This is a genomic window from Endomicrobiales bacterium (assembly GCA_023228045.1).
Taxonomy (GTDB): Bacteria; Elusimicrobiota; Endomicrobiia; order Endomicrobiales; family JALOBY01; genus JALOBY01.
This window is the reverse complement of record JALOBY010000003.1, coordinates 1-22,104: the sequence shown is the minus strand read 5'-3', so window position 1 is coordinate 22,104 and position 22,104 is coordinate 1. Positions and strand designations below refer to the sequence as shown.

Genomic DNA, 22,104 nt, shown 5'->3' with positions numbered 1-22,104 from the left:
CTCTTCATTGTTGTTTAATTTAAATTATGACTAAAAAAACAATTGCATATTACTCCGATTGCCCATTTTTTGCAGGTTGTGAGAATATGCTTTCATACTTTTTTGCTAGTCAAGATATAAAATCATCATTTAATATTTTATTTTTTTACAGGCATTCAACTGAATATAATGATGGGCTAATGAAAAAAGCATTTTTCAAAGATGTTACATACATACCACTTAACATTTGGGACTTTGAAACTATAAATGAAAAAATAAATCATTCCAAATTAAAGCCCTTATTCTTTCCGATTAAAGTTATATTAAAATATGTTTTTTTTATTCGTAATCTTTTAGTTATTTGGCATAATTTATCAAACAGAAAAATAGAGATACTTCATGTAAATAATGGAGGCTACCCTGCTGCATATTCCTGCCTTGCAGCTATCTTGGCAGCAAAATTTGCCGGTATAAGTAAAACTTTAATGGTTGTAAACAACATTGCGTTTGGTTATAAATTTGCCAGCAGAAAATTTGATTATTTGATAGATAAACTTATAGCAATTAATACAAATCTTTTTATTACTGGTTCGCAAAATGCACTTGATGCATTGTCAGATATGCTTAAATTGCCCAAAAAAAAGTTAATGAGTATTCATAATGGAATACAAACAAAAAAACCTGATGTTAGCCGGTTTGATTATCTTAAGCAAAAAGGCATAAATACCAACAACAGGCCCATTTTTGGCATTGTGGCCCTTTTAATTGAAAGAAAAGGTCACAAGCACCTTTTAAATGCTCAAAAAATGCTAGTTGAGCGCATGGGTAATAGAAAAGCTCCACTTTTGCTTATTGAGGGGACAGGACCTCTTGAGGCAGAGCTAAAAAATCTTTCCGATTCACTTGGTTTATGTGATGATGTAATTTTCACCAAAGGCGAGGAAAATATATTCAATTTTATTAATGTTTTAGATGTTTTTGTGCTCTCATCAATCTGCAATGAGGACTTTCCTTTTGTAATATTAGAGGCAATGTCTATTGGCAAAGCGGTAATTGCTACAGATGTTGGAGGGGTTAAGGAACAAATAATAAACAATGAAACTGGATTAATTGTTGAACCTGCAAATAGTGTAGCTCTATCCTTAGCCATGCAAGAGCTTGCATCAAACCATGAGAAAGTTACTTCTTTTGGCGTTGCAGGCAAAAATCGTTTTTACAAACATTTTGATTATAAAATTGCAACAAACAAGTATTTAGCCGTTTATAATAAAATGCTTAATAAAATCTCCAATTAACGCATAAAATTGTTAGTTTAAGTATTCAACACAGCATAACTTGACAAACCTAAATCCAAAATATACAATGTTCAACAGTTGAACAAACGATTTGTCGCATGTTTAAATTTTGGGGAAATATGTCAATAAACGATAAAGAATTTGCTGTAATAAAAGAAATATCAAGCAATCAAAGTCCAGATCAGCGTTCTATTGCAATCAAAACTGGTATATCTTTGGGTTTGACAAATCTTATAATAAAACGCCTTACAATAAAGGGATATATTAAAGCAAAGCTTTTAAATCGCAAAAAAATTCAATACCTTTTAACTCCAGAAGGGTTTTCTGAACAAGCAACGCGTTCTTACGCATTTGCCAAAAGAACAGTGGGTTTATTAAAAAAGATAAGGGAACAGATCCAAGAACTTGTTATTAAACACTATAAGCTTGGGTGCAGGTCTTTTTCAATTATCGGTTCAGACGAGCTTGCGGATATTGCTGAAATTGCCATAAAAAACCTTAAAACAAAAGATATAGCAATAGACAGGAAACAAACTTCAACTGACACTGAAGTGGTAATTTTGGTAACGGACATGGGTGAAAATATTGATCTTTTAAAATACCTTTCAGATACTCAACTGTTGCTTAAAGATTAAAGCAAAAATGTTTTAATAAATTAAACAAGGGGAATTTATGTTGACAGGAAAAATCATACTTGTAACTGGCGGAACAGGATCATTTGGAAAATCGTTTATAAAGCGTTTATTTGAAAAATATGACCCAAAAAAAGTAATTGTGTACTCAAGAGATGAATACAAACAATATATAATGCAAAAGCAATTTGAAAAATACAATGACAAACTTAGGTTTTTTATTGGAGATGTTCGCGATAAAGAACGCCTCTGCCGTGCATTTGAGGGCGTTGATGTAGTTGTGCACGCTGCCGCATTAAAACATGTTCCAGCCGCTGAATATAACCCTATAGAGGCAATAAAAACCAACATACATGGGGCAGAAAATGTAATAGATGCCGCCATAGATAAAGGTGTAAATAAAGTTGTAGCACTTTCAACTGATAAAGCTTGCAACCCTATAAATCTATATGGTGCTACTAAATTAGTTTCAGATAAATTATTTGTTTCAGCAAATGCCTATTCTGGATCACGCAAAACAGTTTTTAGTGTTGTTCGCTATGGTAATGTTACCGGCAGTAGAGGTTCCGTTATTCCATTTTTTAAGTCACTAATTGATAAAGGCATAAAAAAACTTCCAGTCACAGATATAAGAATGACAAGGTTTTGGATCACGCTTGAGCAAGGAATAGACCTCGTAATAAAAGCTTTGGGCGAAGCAAAGGGCGGGGAAATATATGTAGCTAAAATACCTTCTTGCAAAATGATTGACTTAGCAAAAGCAATGCTCCCATCTGTTGAAATTGACGAAATAGGTATACGGGAAGGCGAAAAACTTCACGAAGTAATGATAACCGAAGAAGATGCTAGAAACACTTATGAATATGCTCAAACATATATAATTTACCCACATTTCAATTGGTGGAACTTTGAAAAACATTTCACTAAAGGTGGTAAGAAAGTAAGTGAAGGATTCATGTACTCGTCAAATACTAATCCTCAAAAAATAAACATAGAAGAAATAAAAACACTCTTAAACACAATAGAAATTATTTACTAAAATGAACTTTATACCTTACGGACGACAATCAATCGATTCAGAAGACATTAAAGAAGTCATTAAAACTTTAAAGTCACAGCTATTAACGCAGGGTCCGAAAGTTGGCGAATTTGAGCAAGCTGTGGCAAAATATTGTGGAGTGAAATATGCTGTTGCGGTTTCTAATGGTACTGCAGCTCTGCACTTGGCTTGCCTTGCCGCAGGGCTTGGTGAAAATAACGAAGGTATAACATCGCCAATAACATTTGTTGCATCTTCAAATTGTATGCTTTACTGTAATGCAAAACCAGTATTTGCTGATATTGAAAATGAAACCGCAAACATATCAATCAAAGACATTGAAAAAAAAATTACACCTCGCACTAAAGTATTAATCCCTGTTCATTTTGCTGGTCACCCTTGCAATATGCCGCAAATATACACACTCGCAAAAAAACACAAATTAACTGTTATTGAAGATGCCGCTCACGCTTTAGGTGCAAAATATAAGCACAACAATAAATGGATTAAAGTTGGTTCTTGTGCGCACTCCGATATGACAATACTAAGTTTTCACCCAGTAAAACACATAACTACCGGTGAAGGTGGCATGATACTTACTAACAGAAGGGATATGTATGATAAGCTAATAAAGTTAAGGTCTCACGGTATTACAAAATCAAACTTTATAAACAATCCTGATGGCGAGTGGTATTATGAAATGCAAGAATTAGGATACAACTACCGAATTACAGATATACAATGCGCGCTCGGAATTTCACAAATCAAAAAGTTAGATTCTTTTATAAATAAAAGAAAAGAAATAGTTAAAAAATACAATAAAATATTCAAAAATAATCCATTTTTTTCAACCCCAGTTGAAAATGAATGCTATTCTTCTTCTTATCATCTCTATGTTGTAAAATTAAAACCAAATCTTTTTTCAAAAAGAAAATTAATTGTTTCAAAGCTAAAAGAAGAACACATTGGCACGCAAGTTCATTACATTCCAGTTTATAAACAACCGTATTATAAGTCGATTGGATACAAATCAAATATATGTGCAAACGCAGAAAATTATTACAAAGCAGCTTTAAGTTTACCTCTGTTCCCAAGCATGACAAACTCTGAAGTAGAATATGTTGCCAAAACAGTTTTAAAGGTAATTAATGATGTCAAGTAAACTTGCTCTTGGTACAGCTCAATTTGGACTTAATTATGGGATTAACAATTCATCCGGGAAAATTCCCAAAGAAACTGCTTTTGAAATTTTAAACAGTGCTATGAATAATTCTATTGATACATTAGACACGGCAGCAGCATACGGCGACAGCGAAGAGGTAATAGGCGCATTTATAAGTAAAACAAACAGCAATATAAAAATAATATCTAAAATCACATCAAATACTAATTGCATAGAAGGAATTGAAAGCTCATTGGCTCGCCTACATATCAATAATATTTATGGTCTTTTAATACACAACTTTAATGATTTTAAAAATAATAATTCTTTGTGGGAAAAACTTCAAGAACTTAAACAAAAAGGGAAGGTAAGTAAAATTGGATTTTCTTTTTACAACCCTGTAGAATTTGACGAAGTATTAGTAAGTGGAATAATGCCTGATATTATACAAGCGCCTTATAGTGTTTTTGACCAACGCTTTGCAACTTGTTTTCAGATATGCAAAAAAAAAGGAATAGAAGTTCATACAAGGTCAGTTTTTCTTCAAGGGTTAGTGTTTAAAAATCCAAATGAACTTAATTCATTTTTTGCGCCTATAAAACAAAAAATAAAAAAGCTTGCGGAAATTTCTAAAGAACAAAAAATAGCGGTAAACTCATTGTGTTTGTGTTTTGCGTGTCTTAACAGCAACATAGACAAGGTAGTAATTGGGGTAGATAGCTTAAATAACCTAAATGAAAATATAGAAAGTTTAAAAGAAATGCGGCGAGTTAAAAATGTTTACACGGCTTTAACATGCTTAGAAGTAAAAGATGAAAATATGATTTTACCTACTAAATGGAACCTACAATGAAAATACTATTAATAATCCAAGCAAGAACCGGCTCAACTCGGCTTCCTTCAAAGGTATTATTAAACTTAGAAGGCAAAACAGTTCTTGAACAAGTAATTAGGCGTGCAAAAGCAAGTAAACTAACAACTGATACACTTCTTGCAACAACAATATCAAAAAGTGATTTACCAATTCTTGAAATCTGCATTAAAAATAATATACAAGTCTTCTGTGGCTCTGAAAATGATGTATTAGACAGGTTTTATCAGTCAGCAAAATTGTTCTCACCTGATCACATTGTAAGAATAACAGCCGACTGCCCTATAATAGACCCTTCCATAATTGACAATGTTATTGATGTTCATCTTAAACAAAAAAATGACTACACATCAAACACACTAGACGAAACATTTCCAGACGGGGAAGATGTTGAGGTATTTACCTTTGCAGCACTCAAAAACGCATGGGAAAATGCAAAACTATTATCCGAAAGAGAACATGTCACGCCATTTATAAGAAACAATAGTGAAATTTTCAAAATCGGAAATGTGAGTTGTGCTCAAAACTTATCTAACAAAAGGTGGACATTAGATAACCCTGAAGATTATGAATTTATTAAAAAGGTTTATTCCGAACTATACAAGCAAAATGAACTTTTTGGAATGAATGAAGTTCTAAGTTTATTACAAAAAAAGCCTGAATTAGAAAAAATCAACTCGGCAATTACACGCAATTTAGGATATATCAAGTCAGTAAATAACGATAAAGAGATAAAAAAATGAAAAACAAAATTGGCAAATCACAAAAGCTTTATGAAAAAGCAAAACTCCTGATACCAGGAGGAACACAGCTATTATCCAAAAGACCTGAAATGTTTTTACCAAATTACTGGCCCGCTTATTACAGCAAGGCAAAAGGCTGTGAAGTTTGGGATTTAGATAATAGAAAATACATAGATATGAGTTATATGGGTATTGGATCCTGCGTACTTGGTTATGCCGACCCAGATGTAAATAAAGCTGTTAAATCTGCTGTAGATGCCGGTAATATGACCACGCTGAATGCTCCTGAAGAAGTTGAACTCGCCAATCTCTTGTTGGGTTTACATAAATGGGCTGATATGGTTAGATATTGTAGAACAGGCGGCGAGGCAATGTCATTAGCAGTAAGAGTAGCAAGAGCAAAAACAGGAAAAGATATAGTATTGTTTTGTGGTTATCATGGCTGGCACGATTGGTACCTATCATCAAACATAGCCGACAGTAAGTCATTAGATGGACATTTGCTCCCTGGATTAAGCCCTTTAGGTGTGCCGCGTGCATTAAATAAAACATCGTTTCCTTTCAATTACAATGACACTAAGCACTTCTTGAAGCTTATAAAAGAACATAAAGGTGAAATTGGCGCTGTAATAATGGAATCAATACGAAACACCCAGCCAAACAAGGAATTTATAGAAGCCATTAGAACTGAAACCAAAAAAAACAAAATACCCTTAATAATTGATGAAATAACTGCTGGCTGGCGCCTAAATGTTGGTGGCGCACATTTGCTTTATAATTTAAAGCCCGATTTGGCAGTTTTTGCAAAAGGCATAAGCAATGGATTCCCTATGGCCGCAATAATTGGCACAAGAAATTATATGCAAATAGCACAAGAAACATTTATTAGCAGCACCTATTGGACCGACAAAATCGGCCCTACAGCGGCATTAGCAACAATAAAGAAATTTAAGAAAAACAATGTCCACAAACATTTAGAAAAAACTGGGAAGTTGGTTCAACAAGGTTGGCTTAAAGCCGCGAAAAAACACTCTTTAAAAATTCATTGCGGCGGCATATACCCATTAAGCCACTTTTCATTTGAGTACAATGAACCGCTTGTTCTTAAAACTTTATTCACGCAGGTTATGTTGGAAAATGGGTTTTTAGCTAGCACCGCCTTCTATGCATCATTTGCCCATAAAGAAAAACATGTTAAAAGTTATTTTGTCGCGGTTGATAAAGCATTTAAGTTTATTGCTGATGCGTTAAAGTCAGGTAACCCAAAAAAATATCTTCAAGGCCCAGTGTGCCACTCAGGGTTTAAACGGTTAACATGATAAATATTGGCTTAAAGTTGTGGTCAACAAATTCGAATTATATTGAGGAAGCAAAAAGGTTGTACAGTAGTGGGACATACAGTTACATTGAGCTGTATGTAATTCCAAATTCGCTTAACAATGTGTCAATATGGAAAAATTTTAAAATCCCATTTATAATACATGCGTCACACTTTAAAGATGGTGTAAATTTAGCAAAAAAAGAATGTAAAATTAAAAATATGTTAGCAGCAAAAGAAGCAATAGAATTTGCAAATATATTAAACGCTAAATATATAATATTCCACCCTGGTATAGCCGGCGATATAAAAGAAACAGTTGAACAACTAAACGAAATTAACGACAAAAGAATTTTAATTGAGAATAAACCATACTTTATTGAAATGAACAACTCTATTTGCAATGGAGCCACTATTGAAGAAATTGATTATGTTTTAAACAATACCAATGTTGGCTTTTGCTTAGACATTGGTCATGCAATTTGTGCAGCAAACGCAAATAAATTAGATGCCATTGAATATATTAAGCAATTCTTAAAGTTTAACCCAAAAATGTTTCATTTGGTTGATAATAAATTTGATTCAATTTATGATAAACATTACCACATTGGGAATGAAAATTATCCAATTAAAAAAATAATTGAACTGCTCCCAAAAGAAAGCTTAATAACACTTGAAACATACAAAAACTCCAATGAAAATTTGGACGATTTTTCAGCAGATGTACTCAGAATAAATACAATAATAAATGAAAAGTCATAACGGAACACATATTGCAATCAACGGTAACACTCTAACAAACTTCATTAATCTCACTGATGAACAACACAAAATTGTTCTCTCAATGCGAAATGATACTTCTATATTAAAGTGGATGTATGGTAGACATATTATTAAATTAAGTGAACACTTAAAATTCATTAAAAAATTAAAAAACGACAAATCAAATCATTACTGGCTTGTTCGTGACTCTTCAGGTAACTACATTGGGGTAATCTCAATAAATAAACTACACACTGAAAATAAAAATGCCTACTTAGGCATATACACAAATCCATCAATTAAAATTAAGGGTTTGGGGCATGTTTTAATTGATTGTTTAAAATACTTAGCATTTATTGAGTTTAAACTTCATACCTTAAAACTTGAAGTTTTTGAAAACAATGAACGGGCAATAAAGTTTTACGAAAGAAATGGATTCATCAGGGAAGGCCTTCTTAAGGAATTTGTTTACAATAACAAATCGTGGATAAATGTCGTAGTTATGGGAATAACAAATGAAAATAGCTAATAGGGAAATTGGCGGGCAAGCACCCGCATTTATAATTGCTGAGTTATCAGCAAACCATAATCACAGTTTTGATTTCGCAAAAGCCACAATAAAAGCTATGAAAGAATCTGGCGCAGATGCAGTTAAACTTCAAACCTATACGCCAGATACAATGACATTAGATTCTAACAATGATTGCTTTAAAATTAATCAAGAAACAATTTGGGATGGCAAAACACTTTATCAGTTATATAAAGATGCCTATATGCCCTGGGAGTGGCAACCAAAACTAAAAGATTTTGCTGAATCTATCGGATTAATATTCTTTTCATCTCCATTTGATAAAACCGCTGTTGATTTTTTGGAAGAATTAAATGTTCCGTGTTATAAAATTGCTTCATTTGAAATAACGGATATTCCATTAATAGAATATGTTGCTTCAAAAAATAAACCTATCATTTTTGCAACAGGAATAGCAGAAATAGAAGATATAAATCTTGCAATAGATACATGCAAAAAATGTGGGAATGAGGATGTAGTTTTGCTTAAATGCACATCTAATTACCCAACGCAACCGTCAGAAATGAATTTAATAACAATTCCAGACATGGCAAATAAATTTGGGAAGATAGTCGGATTATCAGATCATAGTTTAGGAATAACAGCACCAATTACAGCAGTAGCGTTAGGTGCTAAGGTAATAGAAAAACATTTTATTTTAGACAAAACTATTGGCGGACCAGATGCCAGTTTTTCATTGGAGCCAAATGAATTTAAAGAGATGGTAAGGTGCGTTAGAGAAACAGAAAAAATATTAGGTGAAGTTGATTATAGCTTAAGCGATAAAATTAAAAAATCTCGAAAACTTTGTAAATCCATATTTGTTTCAAAGAATATAAAAAAAGGCGATGTTTTAACAGAAGAAAACATAAAAGTTATTAGGCCTGGATATGGGTTACATCCTAAATATTACAAAGAAATTTTAGGTAAGAAAGTGGTGAGAAATGTTGAATTTGGAACACCATTTAGTTTGGATTTAGTAGATATAAAAGGTCCCAATCCATTACGGTTGCAAAAGTAGACATCCTATAAAAACCAGGATATCTTGAGTTGTTTAAGGGGAAGAAAGGTATAATGAACCAGTATATCAAGGACCAAATTCAAACCTCATGCGATGTCAAACTCAAAATACTTCAAAAACCTGAATTTATTAACACTATAGCAGCTGTTTCCAAAGAAGTGATATCTGCATACAAAACAGGAAATAAAACATTAATAGCCGGCAACGGCGGAAGTGCTGCCGATGCCCAGCACATTGCAGCAGAATTTGTAAGCAAGTTTTATTTTGACCGCCCCGGCCTTGCCTCAATAGCACTTACCACTAACACTTCTATATTAACCGCAATCGGTAACGACTACGGCTATGAAAAAACCTTTGTCCGCCAAATAGAAGCCAATGGCAAAACAGGCGACATCTTTTTTGCAATATCCACATCTGGCAATTCAAAAAATATCATTGAAGCATTAAAAATATGCAAACACATGGGTATCAGAACAGTAGGTTTTACCAATAACACTGGTGGAGATATGAAGCCGCTGTGTGACTACTGTATCCAAATCCCGTCTATGGAAACCCCACGGATTCAAGAATCGCATATTTTGATATGTCACATCATTTGCGCAATTGTAGAGAAAGAATTATTCGGGAATGCCAAGGATTGATACAATAATGCATAGAATGTTTTTGCAGTATTTTTTAAAAACTATTCAAGAAGATAATTGTGCTGAATCTTAATGGTAAAAGGATACCGATTAAATAGATAATGCTAATTCAAAAAGGATGGCAGGTTCTTGTGTGTCAAATCAAATAAATATAGAGGAGGATGTGTAAAATGTCAATTTTTATTATTGCAGAGATCGGGATCAACCACAATGGGGATATCAATATTGCCAAAGACCTGATTAAAGTTGCAAAAGAAGCAGGATGTGATGCAGTTAAATTTCAAAAACGCACAATTGATTTGGTTTATACCAAAGAACTTTTAGATTCTTTAAGGGAAAGCCCTTGGGGAAAAACCCAGAGAGCTCAAAAAGAAGGCCTTGAGTTTGGGTCAGAACAGTACAAACAGATAGACCAATATTGCAAAGAGTTAAAAATAGAGTGGTTTGCCTCTGCCTGGGATGTAGAGAGCCAAAAATTCCTGCGGCAATTTAATTTAAAATATAACAAAGTTGCTTCCGCAATGATTACTTACGATAATCTCCTAAAAGAGATTGCATCAGAAAAAAAACATACATTTGTTTCTACGGGTATGAGTACAGTAGAACAAATAGATCATGCCGTTGAAATATTTAAGAAAGCAAATTGTCCTTTTGAATTGATGCATGCAGTTTCAACTTATCCTATGGATGATGAAGATGCTAATCTTAATTGCATAGAAACTCTGAAAGAAAGATATAAATGCAATGTGGGTTACAGTGGCCATGAGGTTGGATTGGCTGTAAGTTATGCCGCGGCAACAATGGGAATATCTTCCCTTGAGCGCCATATTACTCTAGACAGAGCGATGTATGGTTCTGACCAGTCGGCTTCGGTTGAACCGTCAGGGCTAAGAATGTTGGTAGGTGCTGTAAGGAAAATTGAAAAAGCTATGGGCGACGGAAAGTTAGGAGTGAACCCTAAAGAAGTTCCAATTGCAAAAAAGTTAAGAGCCCATATACCATTAAGAGGAGAAGGATCTAAATGAGTATAGTTGCAATAATACCTGCCCGTGGCGGTTCAAAAGGTGTGCCCGGCAAAAATATACGCTTACTTGCCGGTTATCCTTTGATTGCTTATTCCGTTGCGGCGGCAAAACTTTCAAAAAAGATTGAAAGAATAATAATATCTACGGATTCCGATGAAATTGCTGCCATTTGTAAGAAATTTGGTGCTGAAGTTCCATTCATGCGTCCTTCAGCATTGGCTCAAGATAAATCAACAGATCTTGATTTTATGATTCATGCACTTAGTTGGTTTATGGATAACGAAAAGGGAATTCCTGATTATTGGGTGCATTTACGGCCAACAACTCCGCTTCGTAACCCTATGATAATTGATATGGCAATCAGCGATATAATCGTTAAATCAAACTCAACTTCGCTGCGTTCCGCTCATAAAGCGCCGGAATCTCCGTTTAAATGGTTTAAGAAAAATGAAGAAGGATTTTTTACCTCCCTTATGAATGGATTAAGGAATGATAAACTTAACGATCCTCGCCAGGTTTTTCCTGATGCATATGTGCCGGACGGATATGTAGATATTCTTAAAGCATCGTTTATTATGAACAATAAAATTCTTCATGGTGATAAAATGATCGGTTTTATTTCACCTTTCTGTACCGAAGTAGATTCTTCGGAAGATTTTGAATATCTTGAATACGAGATAAAAAGTAAGGGGAGTGTTCTTTTAAACTTTCTAAAAATGAATTTTCCAAAAGGGAGTAAGTGAATGTCTGGATTCAGATTTAATATTGTCCCCCGTGAAGTTCCAAAAGTAAAAACTAAATACAGGACAATTAAAACGAAGCTTCCGGTTCCTGAGAGCCTGAAGATCCTTGAGAACCTTGATAAGTACGAATCCATTTCAATGCATGGACAGCTTCCGGTTGTCTGGCATAAAGCAAAAGGTTTTCAGGTGTCCGACGCGTGGGGAAATACCTGGATAGATTTTACGAGCACTATTTTTGTTGCTAATGCCGGACACGGAAATCCCAGGATAATTAAAGCACTGAAAAAAGTCCTTCAAAAGCCACTCCTTCATACATATACATATGCCAGTGAGGAACGGTCAGATTATCTGGAATATCTTATCAAGAATACCCCCAATCAGTTTGAAAAAGCATACCTCATATCGGCCGGAACCGAAGCAACCGAAACCGGGCTAAAACTTATGCGTATGTATGGCCAGAAAAAAGGAAAAAAGAGGTTGGGGATAATTGCATTTGAAGGTAATTGGCATGGAAGAACAATGGGTGCTCAGATGATGAGTTATAATCCTGCTCAAAAAGAGTGGATTGGCTATTTAGACCCCAATATTTACCATCTTCCTTTTCCTTATCCGTGGCGAAAAGAAGCGATAAAAAATCCAAAAGCATATTTTAGGGATAATATAGAAAAACTCCTAAAAGAAAAGGGGATATCACCCAAGGAAGATCTTTGCGGGTTTATGTTAGAAACATTTCAAGGATACGGAGCAGTTTGTTACCCTCCCGAGTTTGTCCAGGAAGTGGAAAAATTTGCCCGCGAAAATAATATGCTGCTTGCTTTTGATGAGATGCAGGCGGGTTTTGGCAGAACAGGAAAGCTTTTTGGTTATATGCACTACGGGGTTGAGCCGGATATACTTTGCTGTGGAAAAGGCGCAAGTTCCAGTATGCCTTTATCAATAGTTCTAGGCAGAAAAGAAATTATGGATTTGCCTGAAATAGGTTCTATGAGTTCAACTCATTCGGCTAATCCTATGGTTTGCGCCGCAGGAAAAGCGAATCTTCAGGCAATACTTGAAGACGGTATAATGAAAAACGCAGAAGTGTTGGGGAAGCTTTTTCATCAAAAACTTAATGAAATAAAGAATCGTTATCCAGATATAATCAGCGACATTTTGGGTATGGGGCTTGTCGCTGGTGTTATTTTCAATACGCCTGAAAGAAAGCCTTTGACAAATTTATGCGATAAAATAGCTGAAACTTGTATGCATAAAGGGCTTCTTGTAGTTCATACAGGAAGAGAATCCATAAAGCTTGCTCCACCGCTTGTTATTACACAAGAAGCTCTGTTGGAAGGGCTTTTGGTTTTTGAAGAATCTATTATAGAAGTAAATAAGGGATAATTTATGACCGTAAAAGCCAGGCATTTTGGTATTGTAGTTCAAAATTTGAGCCAATCGCTGAAACTGTATAAAAAAATATTAGGATTAAATATTTGGAAACGCAATGTTGAGAAAGGCTTTTATATAGATAATGTTGTTGGTCTAAAAAACACGGTTTTAGAATGGATAAAACTTAAAGATAAAAACGGTTTTATTCTAGAACTTATCAAATATCATCGCCCTGCATTAAAAAAGAATTCAAAAGCAATTCCCGCAAACCAAATTGGTTGTTCGCACATAGCATTGACGGTTTTAAATATTGAATCAATGTATAAAAAACTAATAAATAATGGGTACCACTGTAACAGTGTTCCGCAAGTGTCTCCGGATGGGAAAGCAAAAGTGTTGTACTGCCGTGACAAAGATGGAGTTATCATGGAACTTGTGGAGGAGTTATAATATGCCTGACTACATAACGGTGGTTTATGACGAAGGCAAACGCCCATATACAGATTATCCGGAAAAACTTTGTCATTATCTGTTTAGTGCTTTCAAAATGTCACCCGGGATGAAATTTCTTGAGACTGGTTGCGGGAGAGGGGAGCATTTAAGGCATTTTAAAAATCTAGGGCTGCAGGTCACCGGCATTGATTTAGCCCAAAGCACTGCTCAGTTCAGTCCTGACCTTGATATAAAAATTTGCGATGTTGAAAAAGAGGGTATTTCATTTCCTGATTCGTCATTTGATATAGTTTATTCAAAATCGTTCATAGAACATCTTTATTATCCGGAAAAGTTTGTTAAAGAGGCATTTCGTGTGCTTAAACCTGGTGGAATATTTTTAACATTAGTTCCAGATTGGGAAGCAAATTACAAAATATATTTTGATGATTATTCTCACAGAACCCCTTTTACCAATTATGCGTTAGAAGACATTTATAAAATATACGGTTTTAGCGAAATTAATGTATACAAATTTCGTCAACTGCCGATTGTCTGGAAATATCCGGTATTAAATTATTTTTGTGCTGCAATATCGTCATTTATTCCAGTAAGAACAAAAAATAAATTCTTGAGATGGTCCAGAGAACTGATGTTGATAGGATTTGGAAAAAAATAGATTAAATAAATTTCGCTGTTTTAGAATGGAGATGCACATGAACAAATGTTTTAATGGATTAACAACCGTAAATGTTGAATTAACCAGCCGCTGCAATAAGAATTGCTGGATGTGTGGCAGAAGAAAAGTTGACAGAGATTATCCGCAATTGGCTTTGCAATATGGGGATATGGATTTTGACTTAGTTAAATCCATCGCAAAACAGCTTCCCAATAATATTGTTGTTCAGTTTCACGATAACGGAGAGCCGCTTCTCTATCCTAAGTTTAAAGAAGCAGCATCTCTGTTTAAAAGGCAGATTCGTTGCACTGATACCAACGGCAAATTGCTTGTGGAAAGAGCCGATGAAATTATAGGAAATTTAGATACTCTGACTATATCAACATTTGAAAAAGATGAAGATGCCGAAGAACAATATAAGTTAATAGAAGAATTCCTGAAAATAAAAGATGATAGAAAACCCAATGTCATCATCCGGTGCTTGGGTGATGTAGATATAGAAAAATATAAGAAATTTAATTGTATTATTGCCACAAGAATACTCCATTCACCTATGGGCAGTTTTTCGTATAAAAAAAGAAATCCCACGGTTCCGGAAATAGGGATATGCCTTGATTTTCTCAATCATCTGGTTATTCGCACAAACGGAGATGTTTCAATCTGCGTACGGTTTGACCCTAAAGGGCTTGGCATAATAGGAAATTGCAAAAAGACGCCTTTAATTGACATTTGGAACAGTGCAAAAAGAAAAGAATGGATGAAGCTTCAGATAGAAGGGAAAAGAAAAAGCATCCCCTTATGCAGTCAATGTGAATTCTGGGGAGTCCCGACAGGATGTTAATCGCATGGGAGAAATAATGGTAAAAATTACAGAGACAGAAAATATATGCAAAATACTTAATAACCATTATACAGAAATGAAGAAATTTGAAAAAATTTATTTTATCTCTTATATGTCCCTCACCAAAAAATTAAATGAAGATTTTTATTTAAATGAATTAAAAGAAGAGGGATTTGATGTAAAATATTTAGATATCACTAAGATTTTTTTCAAAGATTTTAAAATAGCAGACACATTAAATGCAGATTATATTTTGAAATTTGATAATTATAAAGACCTGAAGGTTTTTTTAAAAAACAATTCAGATGCTTTATATTTTATTTTAATTACATACGAATTAAAAGTTTTTAAATTACATAGATTATTTAGAAAATACAACTTAAAAACGGCTTTTTTTGCAAGATATGGATTGCCGATATACGGAGATTTATGCTTTTCAGAAAAAATATCAAATGTTTGTAAAAACCCATTGAAAATATTGTTTTTTTTCAAAAATAGATTTATTTCACTTGTTCCTAAAATCGCGAAAAAGTTAGGATATACAAGAAATTACGATATTGTTTTTACAACTGGAGAACTTGTTAAAAACAATTTTAAAGATAAAGTAAAACAAATAGTTGAGGTTAATTTTTCTGATTATGATAAATATTTAGAATTAAAAGTTAAACAAAATGATAGATTAATAGATAAAAAATATTGTGTTTTCTTGGATGAATATTTGCCATATCATCCAGATTTAAAAATGTTCAACATTCCAGCTGTAAATGCAGATAATTATTATAAATCTATGAATAACTTTTTTGATTTAATAGAAAAGAAATTTAATGTTGAAGTTGTGATAGCATCTCATCCGAAATCTGATTATTTGGAAAATCCATTTAATAAAAGAAAGATTTTTAAAAATAAAACAGCTGAACTAATAAAATACTCTGAATTTGTTTTTGCTCACATGAGTACTTCCGTTTGTTTTTCTGTATTTTTTAGAAAACCAATATTTTTTTTATATACAAACGAATACAAACAAATTTACAAGGATAATTATTTACCTTTCATTTTTAAAATGGCAGCTACTTTAGGCAGAAAAGTATTTAATATTAACGAAATTGACAATAATTTTTGTTTTGACAACTTTGATATGAGTGTAAATGAGGATTTATATTTAAAATATATTAACGATTATTTTACAACACCAAAATCAAATAATTTATTGTCTAAAGATATAGTTGTTAAGTTTTTAAGGGGAAATATTAATTAAAACATACTCTATGAAATCATATTCAAAAAACTACCTGAAAATATATTCAATACAATTTATATCAATACTGCTCGGTTTTATTTCTGTATTTATTGTTTTGCCGTATTTGTCATCTTCACAGCAAATATACGGCGTTTACGCTCTTTGCATATCAACAACCATATTCCTATCCTATGCCGATTTTGGCTTTCTTACTGCAGCAACTAAGTATGCCAGTGAAACCATTGCTGTAAATAATAAATCTGAAGAGATAAATATAATTGGTTTTGTTCTTTTTATTATGATTTTGTGCTCTTTGATTTTCTCAATTGCAGCTTTTTTAATTTCACAGTATCCAGAAATATTTATAAAAAATATTAAGGGCACAACATCGTATCCGATAGCAAGTAAACTTTTTTTGATACTTGCCGTAAGTGCGCCGCTAATTGTATTAAATAGGGTATTGCAAGTTATATTTACAATCCGGTTAGAAGATTACTTTTCACAAACAGTATTAATAATAAGCAACTTAATAAAAATTGCATCTATTTTTTATTTTTTTTCAAAAGGACAGTACAAAATAGTTGAGTATTTTGCTTTTACACAATTAATTCTTTTTATAAGTTCAATATTTTTGTTAATTATTGTTAAGAAAAAATATTCTTACTCTATAACCGCTTTATTTAGTGCTACAAAATTCAATAAAGTTATATACAGTAAAACTAAAAAACTTGCCTTCGGGTCAATGTTGGGAACAATTCTATGGATTTTGTATTATGAACTGGACAGTTTAGCTATAAGTAAATTTATAGGCCCAAGTGCCCTTGCAATATTTGCCATAGGTGCAAGTATAAGCTCAGTTCTTAGATCACTTTTTGGAACATTATTTAGCCCTGTTTATGTAAGAATTAACCATTTAGTGGCACTAAAAGATGACAAGAACACAATGAAATATATAAATAAAATAATCACACTAACAATCCCTTTGTGTGTAATTGGTATAGGTGTTATTTTGGCCTTAATGCATCCGTTGGTTCTTACCTGGGTTGGTGAAAAATATGTTGATTCTATAGCAATTGCAAAATTTCTTATTTTTGCTTATTCGTTGTCGTTTGTTACATATCCAGCAGGGGCACTGCTTGTGGCAAAAGAAAGGGTCAAAACAACAAACTATGTTATGCTATTATCTCTTCTGATATATTGGGTAGGAATATTGTTATTCTTTAATGTTTATTCATACAAAGTTTTTGCCATTTTTAAGTTAATCACCTTAACTCTTATGGCATTCTTGTATTTTTTTATACTAAATAAATTTATGCTTGGGGAAATTAAAAAAACTGTGCTAAAGAATTTGCTCCCTTTATTTTTAACAACAACTTTAATATTTTTCAGCAGTTATTTAAGCAATACATTTATTATTGCAACAAAATCAAAAATTCAATTATTAATAACAATACTTTACGGAGCCACATTGTTTGTAATTTCATTATTAATTTATGCATTGCTTTCACCAACATTCAGAAATGAAACAATGGCTTATTACAAATCAATCAGAACAAAAAAAATGCTCCAAGTTTAAACATGGAGAAATAAATGAAGCTTGATTTTGGCTGTGGTTCATCTAAAAAAACGGGATTTATAGGTATTGATTGTATAGCATTGCCAAATGTGGATGTTGTGCATAATCTAAACCAATTTCCGTATCCGTTTGAAGCAAATTGTGCAAGTGAAGTATGGTTAGACAATGTTTTAGAACATATGGACAACCCATTAAAATGTATAGAAGAAATACATAGAATATGCAAAAACGGAGCAAAGGTGTATGTAGGAGTGCCATATTTTAGAAGCTTCTACGCTACAATTGACCCAACACATAAGCGTTTTTTTGGAATAAATTGGTTTTATTACTTTGACCCGAGCCATTTATTCTGTAAAAAATACTGTTACACAAATGTAAGATTTAAAGTAGAAAGAATTGAGTTTGACAGAGAGTTTTTAAAAACTAAAATTGGATTGTTTCATAAAATGCTTATAAAATTGGCAGAGAAAAAACCATTTTTTTATGAATCAAAACTTTCGCATTTGTTTCCATTAAACTCTTTAACATTTTATTTACAAGCTATTAAATAATTTTACAGGAGAAATACTATGAAAACAGTAATATTATGTGGTGGTTTCGGCACACGAATTAGGGATGTGGCAGAAGATATTCCAAAGCCAATGATACCAATTGGTGACTATCCAATTTTATGGCACATTATGAAATACTACTCTCATTTTGCTCATAATGATTTTATTTTATGCCTCGGGTATAAAGGCAATGTAATAAAAGATTTTTTCTTAAATTACCACAACTTTACTCAGGACTTTACAGTAACAATCGGAAAAGAAAGTAAAATTGACTACCACACAAAAGCAGTTAACCCAGATTGGAAGGTTACACTTGCCGATACAGGCACACAAACAATGACAGGCGCTAGAATAAAGAAGATTCAAAAATATATTGGTAATGATGAAAACTTCTTTCTAACTTATGGCGATGGTGTAGGAAATATAGATTTAGATGCACTACTTAAGTTTCACAAAAGCCACGGTAAAATACTTACAGTTTGCGGTGTAAACCCTCCTGGCCGTTTTGGTGAGATAGTAGCGAATGAAAATGGTGTAATTAGTGAGTTTAACGAAAAACCACAAGCCACCGGTGGCAGAATTTCAGGTGGTTTTTTTGTGTGTAAAAAAGAAATTTTTAACTATTTAAATACTCAAGACGGTTTGGTATTTGAAAAAGAACCAATTGAAACTCTAGTAAAAGAAAAACAGCTTATGATGTTTGAGCATAACGGTTTTTGGCAACCTATGGACACAGCAAGAGAATATTCTTTACTTAATTCACTCTATACAAAAGGAGAAGCCCCATGGGTAATTTGGAGATAAACAAAAATTTTAGTGTATTTAAAAATAAAAGGGTTTTAGTAACAGGCGATACTGGATTTAAAGGATCATGGCTGTCCCTGTGGCTTTCAATGCTTGGCGCAAAAGTTTATGGTTTTGCCCTGCCACCAGAGGGGAAATATTGTAATTATAATTTACTTGGGCTTAAAAATATTATTAGCCACACCGATGGCGATATTAGAGAAATTGACTTACTTCAAAAAACATTTGATAAAATTAAGCCAGAAATTGTATTTCATCTTGCGGCACAAGCATTAGTGCGAAAATCATACAATGAACCAAAATTAACCTTTGATACAAACCTAAGCGGTTCAGTAAATGTTATGGAAGTGGCACTAAAAACAAAGAACTTGAAAGCACTTTTAATGATAACTTCCGATAAGTGTTACAAAAATAAAGAGTGGCTTTGGGGATACAGGGAAAATGATGAGTTCGGTGGTGATGACCCCTATAGCGCGTCAAAGGCCGCGGCAGAAATAGCAATTCACTCCTACAAGAAATCTTTTTTTGACAAAACAAACATTGGTTTTGCAAGCGCAAGAGCCGGTAATGTAATTGGCGGTGGCGACTGGTCTGAAAACAGAATAATACCAGACACTATCAAAGCACTTTCGCAAAAAAAAACCATAATTATCAGGAATCCGAACTCAACCCGCCCATGGCAGCATGTTTTAGAGCCACTTTCCGGCTATATTACACTTGCCTTAAAACTATTAGCTAACCCCAAAAAGTACTCTGGTTCATGGAACTTTGGACCTGACTTTTCTTCAATCAAAACTGTCCACGACTTGGTGAAACTTGCAGTAACGCAGTGGGGAAGTGGAAAAATCAATTTAATTAAAGAGAAAAATGCTCCTCATGAAGCAGGGCTTTTACATTTAAACTGCGATAAAGCAAACAGTTTGTTGCAATGGAATGCAACATGGGGTTTTAAATCGTCTGTAATAAACACTATTGATTGGTACAAAGAATGTGCAAAAAATAGCAACATGTTGGAAGTTTCAAAAAAACAGATAAAGAAATATATGGGGGAGAAACGTTAAAGTGTATAACATTGTAAAAATAGCAGAGTTGAATATAAAAGAATCAATGATTGAAGCATCCAAGAAATATGCTAAAGGGAGCTTAATAGATATAGGATGTGGAACAAAACCATACAAAAACATTTTTAAAGATTATGTTGATAGTCACTTTGGAATAGAAGAACCAATTCAGAATGAGGCACATTATAAAGAGAAAACAGAAGTTGATTTGTATTGTAATTTTTTAGATTTAGATAAAAGCTACGACAATAAATATGACACATTGCTTTGTAATCAAGTGTTGGAACATGTTTTAGAAACAAATAAATTTATATCCAAATGTCACAATATTTTAAAAAAAGATGGCTATGGAATTTTCACTGTACCTATGACATGGAAATTACATGCTGAGCCGTATGATTACTACAGATTTACAAAATATTCACTTGAAAAATTGTTTAAAGAAAATGGATTTACAATTACTGAAATAAAACCATTGGAAGGAAGTCTTGCTACAACAAGCCAATTAATTATTTTATATTTATGTGATTTAAAAATAAACAATATTTTTTTTAAAGCTTTTAGGAGATTTATGTTTTATGCATTAGATTTTATTGCATTAAAGCTAGACAAGAAGTTTTTTGTAGACAACATTTGTATTACATATTTATTGGTTGTAAAAAAATAAGTTAGGAGCGTCAAAATGATTGATGGAGTGATAATAACGCCATTAAAACAAATTCCTGATGAGCGCGGTAAAATAATGCAAATGTTAAGATCTGACTCAACAAGCTTTAAAACATTTGGGGAAATATATTTTTCTTGCATTTATCCTGGTGCGGTAAAAGCATGGCACCTACATAAAAAAATGGAGTTGAACTACGCTGTTGTTTTTGGGAATATTAAACTTGTATTATTTGATGGCAGAAAAGATAGTAAAACAAACGGAGAACTGCAAGAAATTTTTATCGGGCAGGAAAATTACTCTCTTGTAACCATACCACCCTTTGTCTGGAACGGCTTTAAAGGCATCGGCACGCAAACAGCTATTGTTGCAAATTGCTCAACGATTCCTCATGACCCAAACGAGATAATGAGATTAGAGCCCACTTCGCCTAAAATACCATACAATTGGGAAATTAAAAACAGATGAAGAATATTCTAATTACTGGCGGGTTAGGATATTTAGGCGGCCGAATAGCCCAGCATTTATTAAATACAAACAAATATCAAATAACTCTTTGCTCAAGATCTTTAACTCAAAACTCAATACCACAAGAGCTAATAGACGCAAAGGTAGTTTTATTAGACATTCTTAATTACTCACAGTGTCTGAAAGCAACCGAAGGGATTGACTGCGTTATACACCTTGCAGCGCTTAACGAAATTGATAGTGCCGCAAACCCAGAACTTGCTGCATTGGTAAACACTCAAGGCACAAAAAACCTTTTAGATGCGGCAATTGCTAATAAAACCAACAGATTTGTCTATTTTTCAACTGCGCATATCTATGGTACACCACTACAAGGCATTATTACAGAAGAAACCTTAGCAAAACCAGTACATCCTTATGCAATAACCCATAAAAACTCAGAAGATTATATTCGTGATGCACACAAACAATGTAAAATTCAAGGCATTTCACTTCGCTTGTCAAATGCCATTGGTTCACCTTTAACTAAAAATATTAACCGTTGGACACTTATAGCAAATGATTTATGCAAACAAGCGGTAGAAACTGGCAAACTAACACTTAAAACACCCGGCACACAATTGC

The 22,104-nt window shown here is 33.3% G+C and carries 24 protein-coding genes and 1 pseudogene; all 25 read left to right on the top strand.

Features of this window, described 5'->3' with window-relative positions; genetic code table 11:
- The first annotated feature begins 26 nt into the window (after positions 1-26).
- On the top strand, positions 27-1,274 hold the full coding sequence (locus tag M0Q46_01175) for a glycosyltransferase family 4 protein (protein ID MCK9582224.1): 1,248 nt from the start codon (positions 27-29) through the stop codon (positions 1,272-1,274).
- 119 nt (positions 1,275-1,393) lie between these two features.
- Positions 1,394-1,909, top strand: coding sequence for a winged helix-turn-helix transcriptional regulator (locus M0Q46_01170; GenBank protein MCK9582223.1), 516 nt, complete (start codon positions 1,394-1,396; stop codon positions 1,907-1,909).
- Positions 1,910-1,946: 37 nt separating this feature from the next.
- A complete protein-coding gene (gene pseB / locus M0Q46_01165) occupies positions 1,947-2,945 on the top strand; it encodes a UDP-N-acetylglucosamine 4,6-dehydratase (inverting) (protein MCK9582222.1) in 999 nt (332 codons plus the stop codon).
- A gap of 1 nt (position 2,946) precedes the next feature.
- Positions 2,947-4,107 carry a UDP-4-amino-4,6-dideoxy-N-acetyl-beta-L-altrosamine transaminase gene (pseC, locus tag M0Q46_01160; protein ID MCK9582221.1) on the top strand — a complete coding sequence of 387 codons (1,161 nt, stop codon included), beginning with the start codon at positions 2,947-2,949 and terminating at the stop codon, positions 4,105-4,107.
- Positions 4,097-4,960 carry an aldo/keto reductase gene (locus tag M0Q46_01155; GenBank protein MCK9582220.1) on the top strand — a complete coding sequence of 288 codons (864 nt, stop codon included), beginning with the start codon at positions 4,097-4,099 and terminating at the stop codon, positions 4,958-4,960. The genes pseC and M0Q46_01155 overlap by 11 nt, the downstream gene beginning before the upstream one ends.
- The gene (locus M0Q46_01150; GenBank protein MCK9582219.1) at positions 4,957-5,721 is read left to right on the top strand and encodes a glycosyltransferase family protein; all 765 of its coding nucleotides are present in this window, start codon (positions 4,957-4,959) and stop codon (positions 5,719-5,721) included. The genes M0Q46_01155 and M0Q46_01150 overlap by 4 nt, the downstream gene beginning before the upstream one ends.
- The gene (locus M0Q46_01145) at positions 5,718-7,040 is read left to right on the top strand and encodes an aminotransferase class III-fold pyridoxal phosphate-dependent enzyme (GenBank protein MCK9582218.1); all 1,323 of its coding nucleotides are present in this window, start codon (positions 5,718-5,720) and stop codon (positions 7,038-7,040) included. The genes M0Q46_01150 and M0Q46_01145 overlap by 4 nt, the downstream gene beginning before the upstream one ends.
- A complete protein-coding gene (locus M0Q46_01140; protein ID MCK9582217.1) occupies positions 7,037-7,801 on the top strand; it encodes a sugar phosphate isomerase/epimerase in 765 nt (254 codons plus the stop codon). The genes M0Q46_01145 and M0Q46_01140 overlap by 4 nt, the downstream gene beginning before the upstream one ends.
- The gene (gene pseH / locus M0Q46_01135) at positions 7,788-8,330 is read left to right on the top strand and encodes a UDP-4-amino-4,6-dideoxy-N-acetyl-beta-L-altrosamine N-acetyltransferase (protein ID MCK9582216.1); all 543 of its coding nucleotides are present in this window, start codon (positions 7,788-7,790) and stop codon (positions 8,328-8,330) included. The genes M0Q46_01140 and pseH overlap by 14 nt, the downstream gene beginning before the upstream one ends.
- Complete coding sequence (gene pseI, locus M0Q46_01130) at positions 8,317-9,390, top strand: pseudaminic acid synthase (GenBank protein ID MCK9582215.1); 1,074 nt, start codon at positions 8,317-8,319, stop codon at positions 9,388-9,390. Before pseH ends, pseI begins: the two co-directional genes overlap by 14 nt.
- A 155-nt stretch (positions 9,391-9,545) precedes the next feature.
- Positions 9,546-10,031: pseudogene (locus tag M0Q46_01125) on the top strand (D-sedoheptulose 7-phosphate isomerase).
- Between the two features lie 170 nt (positions 10,032-10,201).
- The gene (locus tag M0Q46_01120) at positions 10,202-11,056 is read left to right on the top strand and encodes an N-acetylneuraminate synthase family protein (protein MCK9582214.1); all 855 of its coding nucleotides are present in this window, start codon (positions 10,202-10,204) and stop codon (positions 11,054-11,056) included.
- Positions 11,053-11,799, top strand: coding sequence for an acylneuraminate cytidylyltransferase family protein (locus tag M0Q46_01115; GenBank protein ID MCK9582213.1), 747 nt, complete (start codon positions 11,053-11,055; stop codon positions 11,797-11,799). Before M0Q46_01120 ends, M0Q46_01115 begins: the two co-directional genes overlap by 4 nt.
- Positions 11,800-13,179, top strand: a complete 1,380-nt coding sequence (locus M0Q46_01110) for an aminotransferase class III-fold pyridoxal phosphate-dependent enzyme (GenBank protein ID MCK9582212.1) — start codon at positions 11,800-11,802, stop codon at positions 13,177-13,179. It begins immediately after the preceding gene.
- Between the two features lie 3 nt (positions 13,180-13,182).
- The gene (locus M0Q46_01105; GenBank protein ID MCK9582211.1) at positions 13,183-13,617 is read left to right on the top strand and encodes a VOC family protein; all 435 of its coding nucleotides are present in this window, start codon (positions 13,183-13,185) and stop codon (positions 13,615-13,617) included.
- Position 13,618: 1 nt separating this feature from the next.
- Complete coding sequence (locus M0Q46_01100; protein MCK9582210.1) at positions 13,619-14,278, top strand: class I SAM-dependent methyltransferase; 660 nt, start codon at positions 13,619-13,621, stop codon at positions 14,276-14,278.
- Between the two features lie 37 nt (positions 14,279-14,315).
- Positions 14,316-15,119 carry a radical SAM/SPASM domain-containing protein gene (locus M0Q46_01095; protein MCK9582209.1) on the top strand — a complete coding sequence of 268 codons (804 nt, stop codon included), beginning with the start codon at positions 14,316-14,318 and terminating at the stop codon, positions 15,117-15,119.
- A gap of 16 nt (positions 15,120-15,135) precedes the next feature.
- The gene (locus M0Q46_01090) at positions 15,136-16,374 is read left to right on the top strand and encodes a hypothetical protein (protein ID MCK9582208.1); all 1,239 of its coding nucleotides are present in this window, start codon (positions 15,136-15,138) and stop codon (positions 16,372-16,374) included.
- 10 nt (positions 16,375-16,384) lie between these two features.
- Positions 16,385-17,932, top strand: coding sequence for an oligosaccharide flippase family protein (locus tag M0Q46_01085; protein MCK9582207.1), 1,548 nt, complete (start codon positions 16,385-16,387; stop codon positions 17,930-17,932).
- A gap of 14 nt (positions 17,933-17,946) precedes the next feature.
- Positions 17,947-18,483, top strand: coding sequence for a class I SAM-dependent methyltransferase (locus M0Q46_01080; GenBank protein ID MCK9582206.1), 537 nt, complete (start codon positions 17,947-17,949; stop codon positions 18,481-18,483).
- Between the two features lie 18 nt (positions 18,484-18,501).
- A complete protein-coding gene (rfbF, locus tag M0Q46_01075; GenBank protein MCK9582205.1) occupies positions 18,502-19,287 on the top strand; it encodes a glucose-1-phosphate cytidylyltransferase in 786 nt (261 codons plus the stop codon).
- The gene (gene rfbG / locus M0Q46_01070; protein MCK9582204.1) at positions 19,269-20,348 is read left to right on the top strand and encodes a CDP-glucose 4,6-dehydratase; all 1,080 of its coding nucleotides are present in this window, start codon (positions 19,269-19,271) and stop codon (positions 20,346-20,348) included. Before rfbF ends, rfbG begins: the two co-directional genes overlap by 19 nt.
- A gap of 1 nt (position 20,349) precedes the next feature.
- On the top strand, positions 20,350-21,015 hold the full coding sequence (locus tag M0Q46_01065; GenBank protein ID MCK9582203.1) for a class I SAM-dependent methyltransferase: 666 nt from the start codon (positions 20,350-20,352) through the stop codon (positions 21,013-21,015).
- Between the two features lie 15 nt (positions 21,016-21,030).
- Positions 21,031-21,480: a dTDP-4-dehydrorhamnose 3,5-epimerase family protein gene (locus M0Q46_01060; GenBank protein MCK9582202.1), complete on the top strand. Its 450-nt coding sequence runs from the start codon at positions 21,031-21,033 to the stop codon at positions 21,478-21,480.
- The coding region (locus M0Q46_01055) for an SDR family oxidoreductase (protein ID MCK9582201.1) at positions 21,477-22,104 on the top strand (628 nt) is incomplete at its 3' end. The genes M0Q46_01060 and M0Q46_01055, both read left to right, overlap by 4 nt.

Excerpts from the sequence above, each read along its gene's own strand:
- M0Q46_01175 (MCK9582224.1), top strand. The coding sequence starts at position 27 with ATGACTAAAAAAACAATTGCATATTACTCCGATTGCCCATTTTTTGCA.
- M0Q46_01170 (MCK9582223.1), top strand. The coding sequence starts at position 1,394 with ATGTCAATAAACGATAAAGAATTTGCTGTAATAAAAGAAATATCAAGC.
- pseB (MCK9582222.1), top strand. The coding sequence starts at position 1,947 with ATGTTGACAGGAAAAATCATACTTGTAACTGGCGGAACAGGATCATTT.
- pseC (MCK9582221.1), top strand. The coding sequence starts at position 2,947 with ATGAACTTTATACCTTACGGACGACAATCAATCGATTCAGAAGACATT.
- M0Q46_01155 (MCK9582220.1), top strand. The coding sequence starts at position 4,097 with ATGTCAAGTAAACTTGCTCTTGGTACAGCTCAATTTGGACTTAATTAT.
- M0Q46_01150 (MCK9582219.1), top strand. The coding sequence starts at position 4,957 with ATGAAAATACTATTAATAATCCAAGCAAGAACCGGCTCAACTCGGCTT.
- M0Q46_01145 (MCK9582218.1), top strand. The coding sequence starts at position 5,718 with ATGAAAAACAAAATTGGCAAATCACAAAAGCTTTATGAAAAAGCAAAA.
- M0Q46_01140 (MCK9582217.1), top strand. The coding sequence starts at position 7,037 with ATGATAAATATTGGCTTAAAGTTGTGGTCAACAAATTCGAATTATATT.
- pseH (MCK9582216.1), top strand. The coding sequence starts at position 7,788 with ATGAAAAGTCATAACGGAACACATATTGCAATCAACGGTAACACTCTA.
- pseI (MCK9582215.1), top strand. The coding sequence starts at position 8,317 with ATGAAAATAGCTAATAGGGAAATTGGCGGGCAAGCACCCGCATTTATA.
- M0Q46_01120 (MCK9582214.1), top strand. The coding sequence starts at position 10,202 with ATGTCAATTTTTATTATTGCAGAGATCGGGATCAACCACAATGGGGAT.
- M0Q46_01115 (MCK9582213.1), top strand. The coding sequence starts at position 11,053 with ATGAGTATAGTTGCAATAATACCTGCCCGTGGCGGTTCAAAAGGTGTG.
- M0Q46_01110 (MCK9582212.1), top strand. The coding sequence starts at position 11,800 with ATGTCTGGATTCAGATTTAATATTGTCCCCCGTGAAGTTCCAAAAGTA.
- M0Q46_01105 (MCK9582211.1), top strand. The coding sequence starts at position 13,183 with ATGACCGTAAAAGCCAGGCATTTTGGTATTGTAGTTCAAAATTTGAGC.
- M0Q46_01100 (MCK9582210.1), top strand. The coding sequence starts at position 13,619 with ATGCCTGACTACATAACGGTGGTTTATGACGAAGGCAAACGCCCATAT.
- M0Q46_01095 (MCK9582209.1), top strand. The coding sequence starts at position 14,316 with ATGAACAAATGTTTTAATGGATTAACAACCGTAAATGTTGAATTAACC.
- M0Q46_01090 (MCK9582208.1), top strand. The coding sequence starts at position 15,136 with ATGGTAAAAATTACAGAGACAGAAAATATATGCAAAATACTTAATAAC.
- M0Q46_01085 (MCK9582207.1), top strand. The coding sequence starts at position 16,385 with ATGAAATCATATTCAAAAAACTACCTGAAAATATATTCAATACAATTT.
- M0Q46_01080 (MCK9582206.1), top strand. The coding sequence starts at position 17,947 with ATGAAGCTTGATTTTGGCTGTGGTTCATCTAAAAAAACGGGATTTATA.
- rfbF (MCK9582205.1), top strand. The coding sequence starts at position 18,502 with ATGAAAACAGTAATATTATGTGGTGGTTTCGGCACACGAATTAGGGAT.
- rfbG (MCK9582204.1), top strand. The coding sequence starts at position 19,269 with ATGGGTAATTTGGAGATAAACAAAAATTTTAGTGTATTTAAAAATAAA.
- M0Q46_01060 (MCK9582202.1), top strand. The coding sequence starts at position 21,031 with ATGATTGATGGAGTGATAATAACGCCATTAAAACAAATTCCTGATGAG.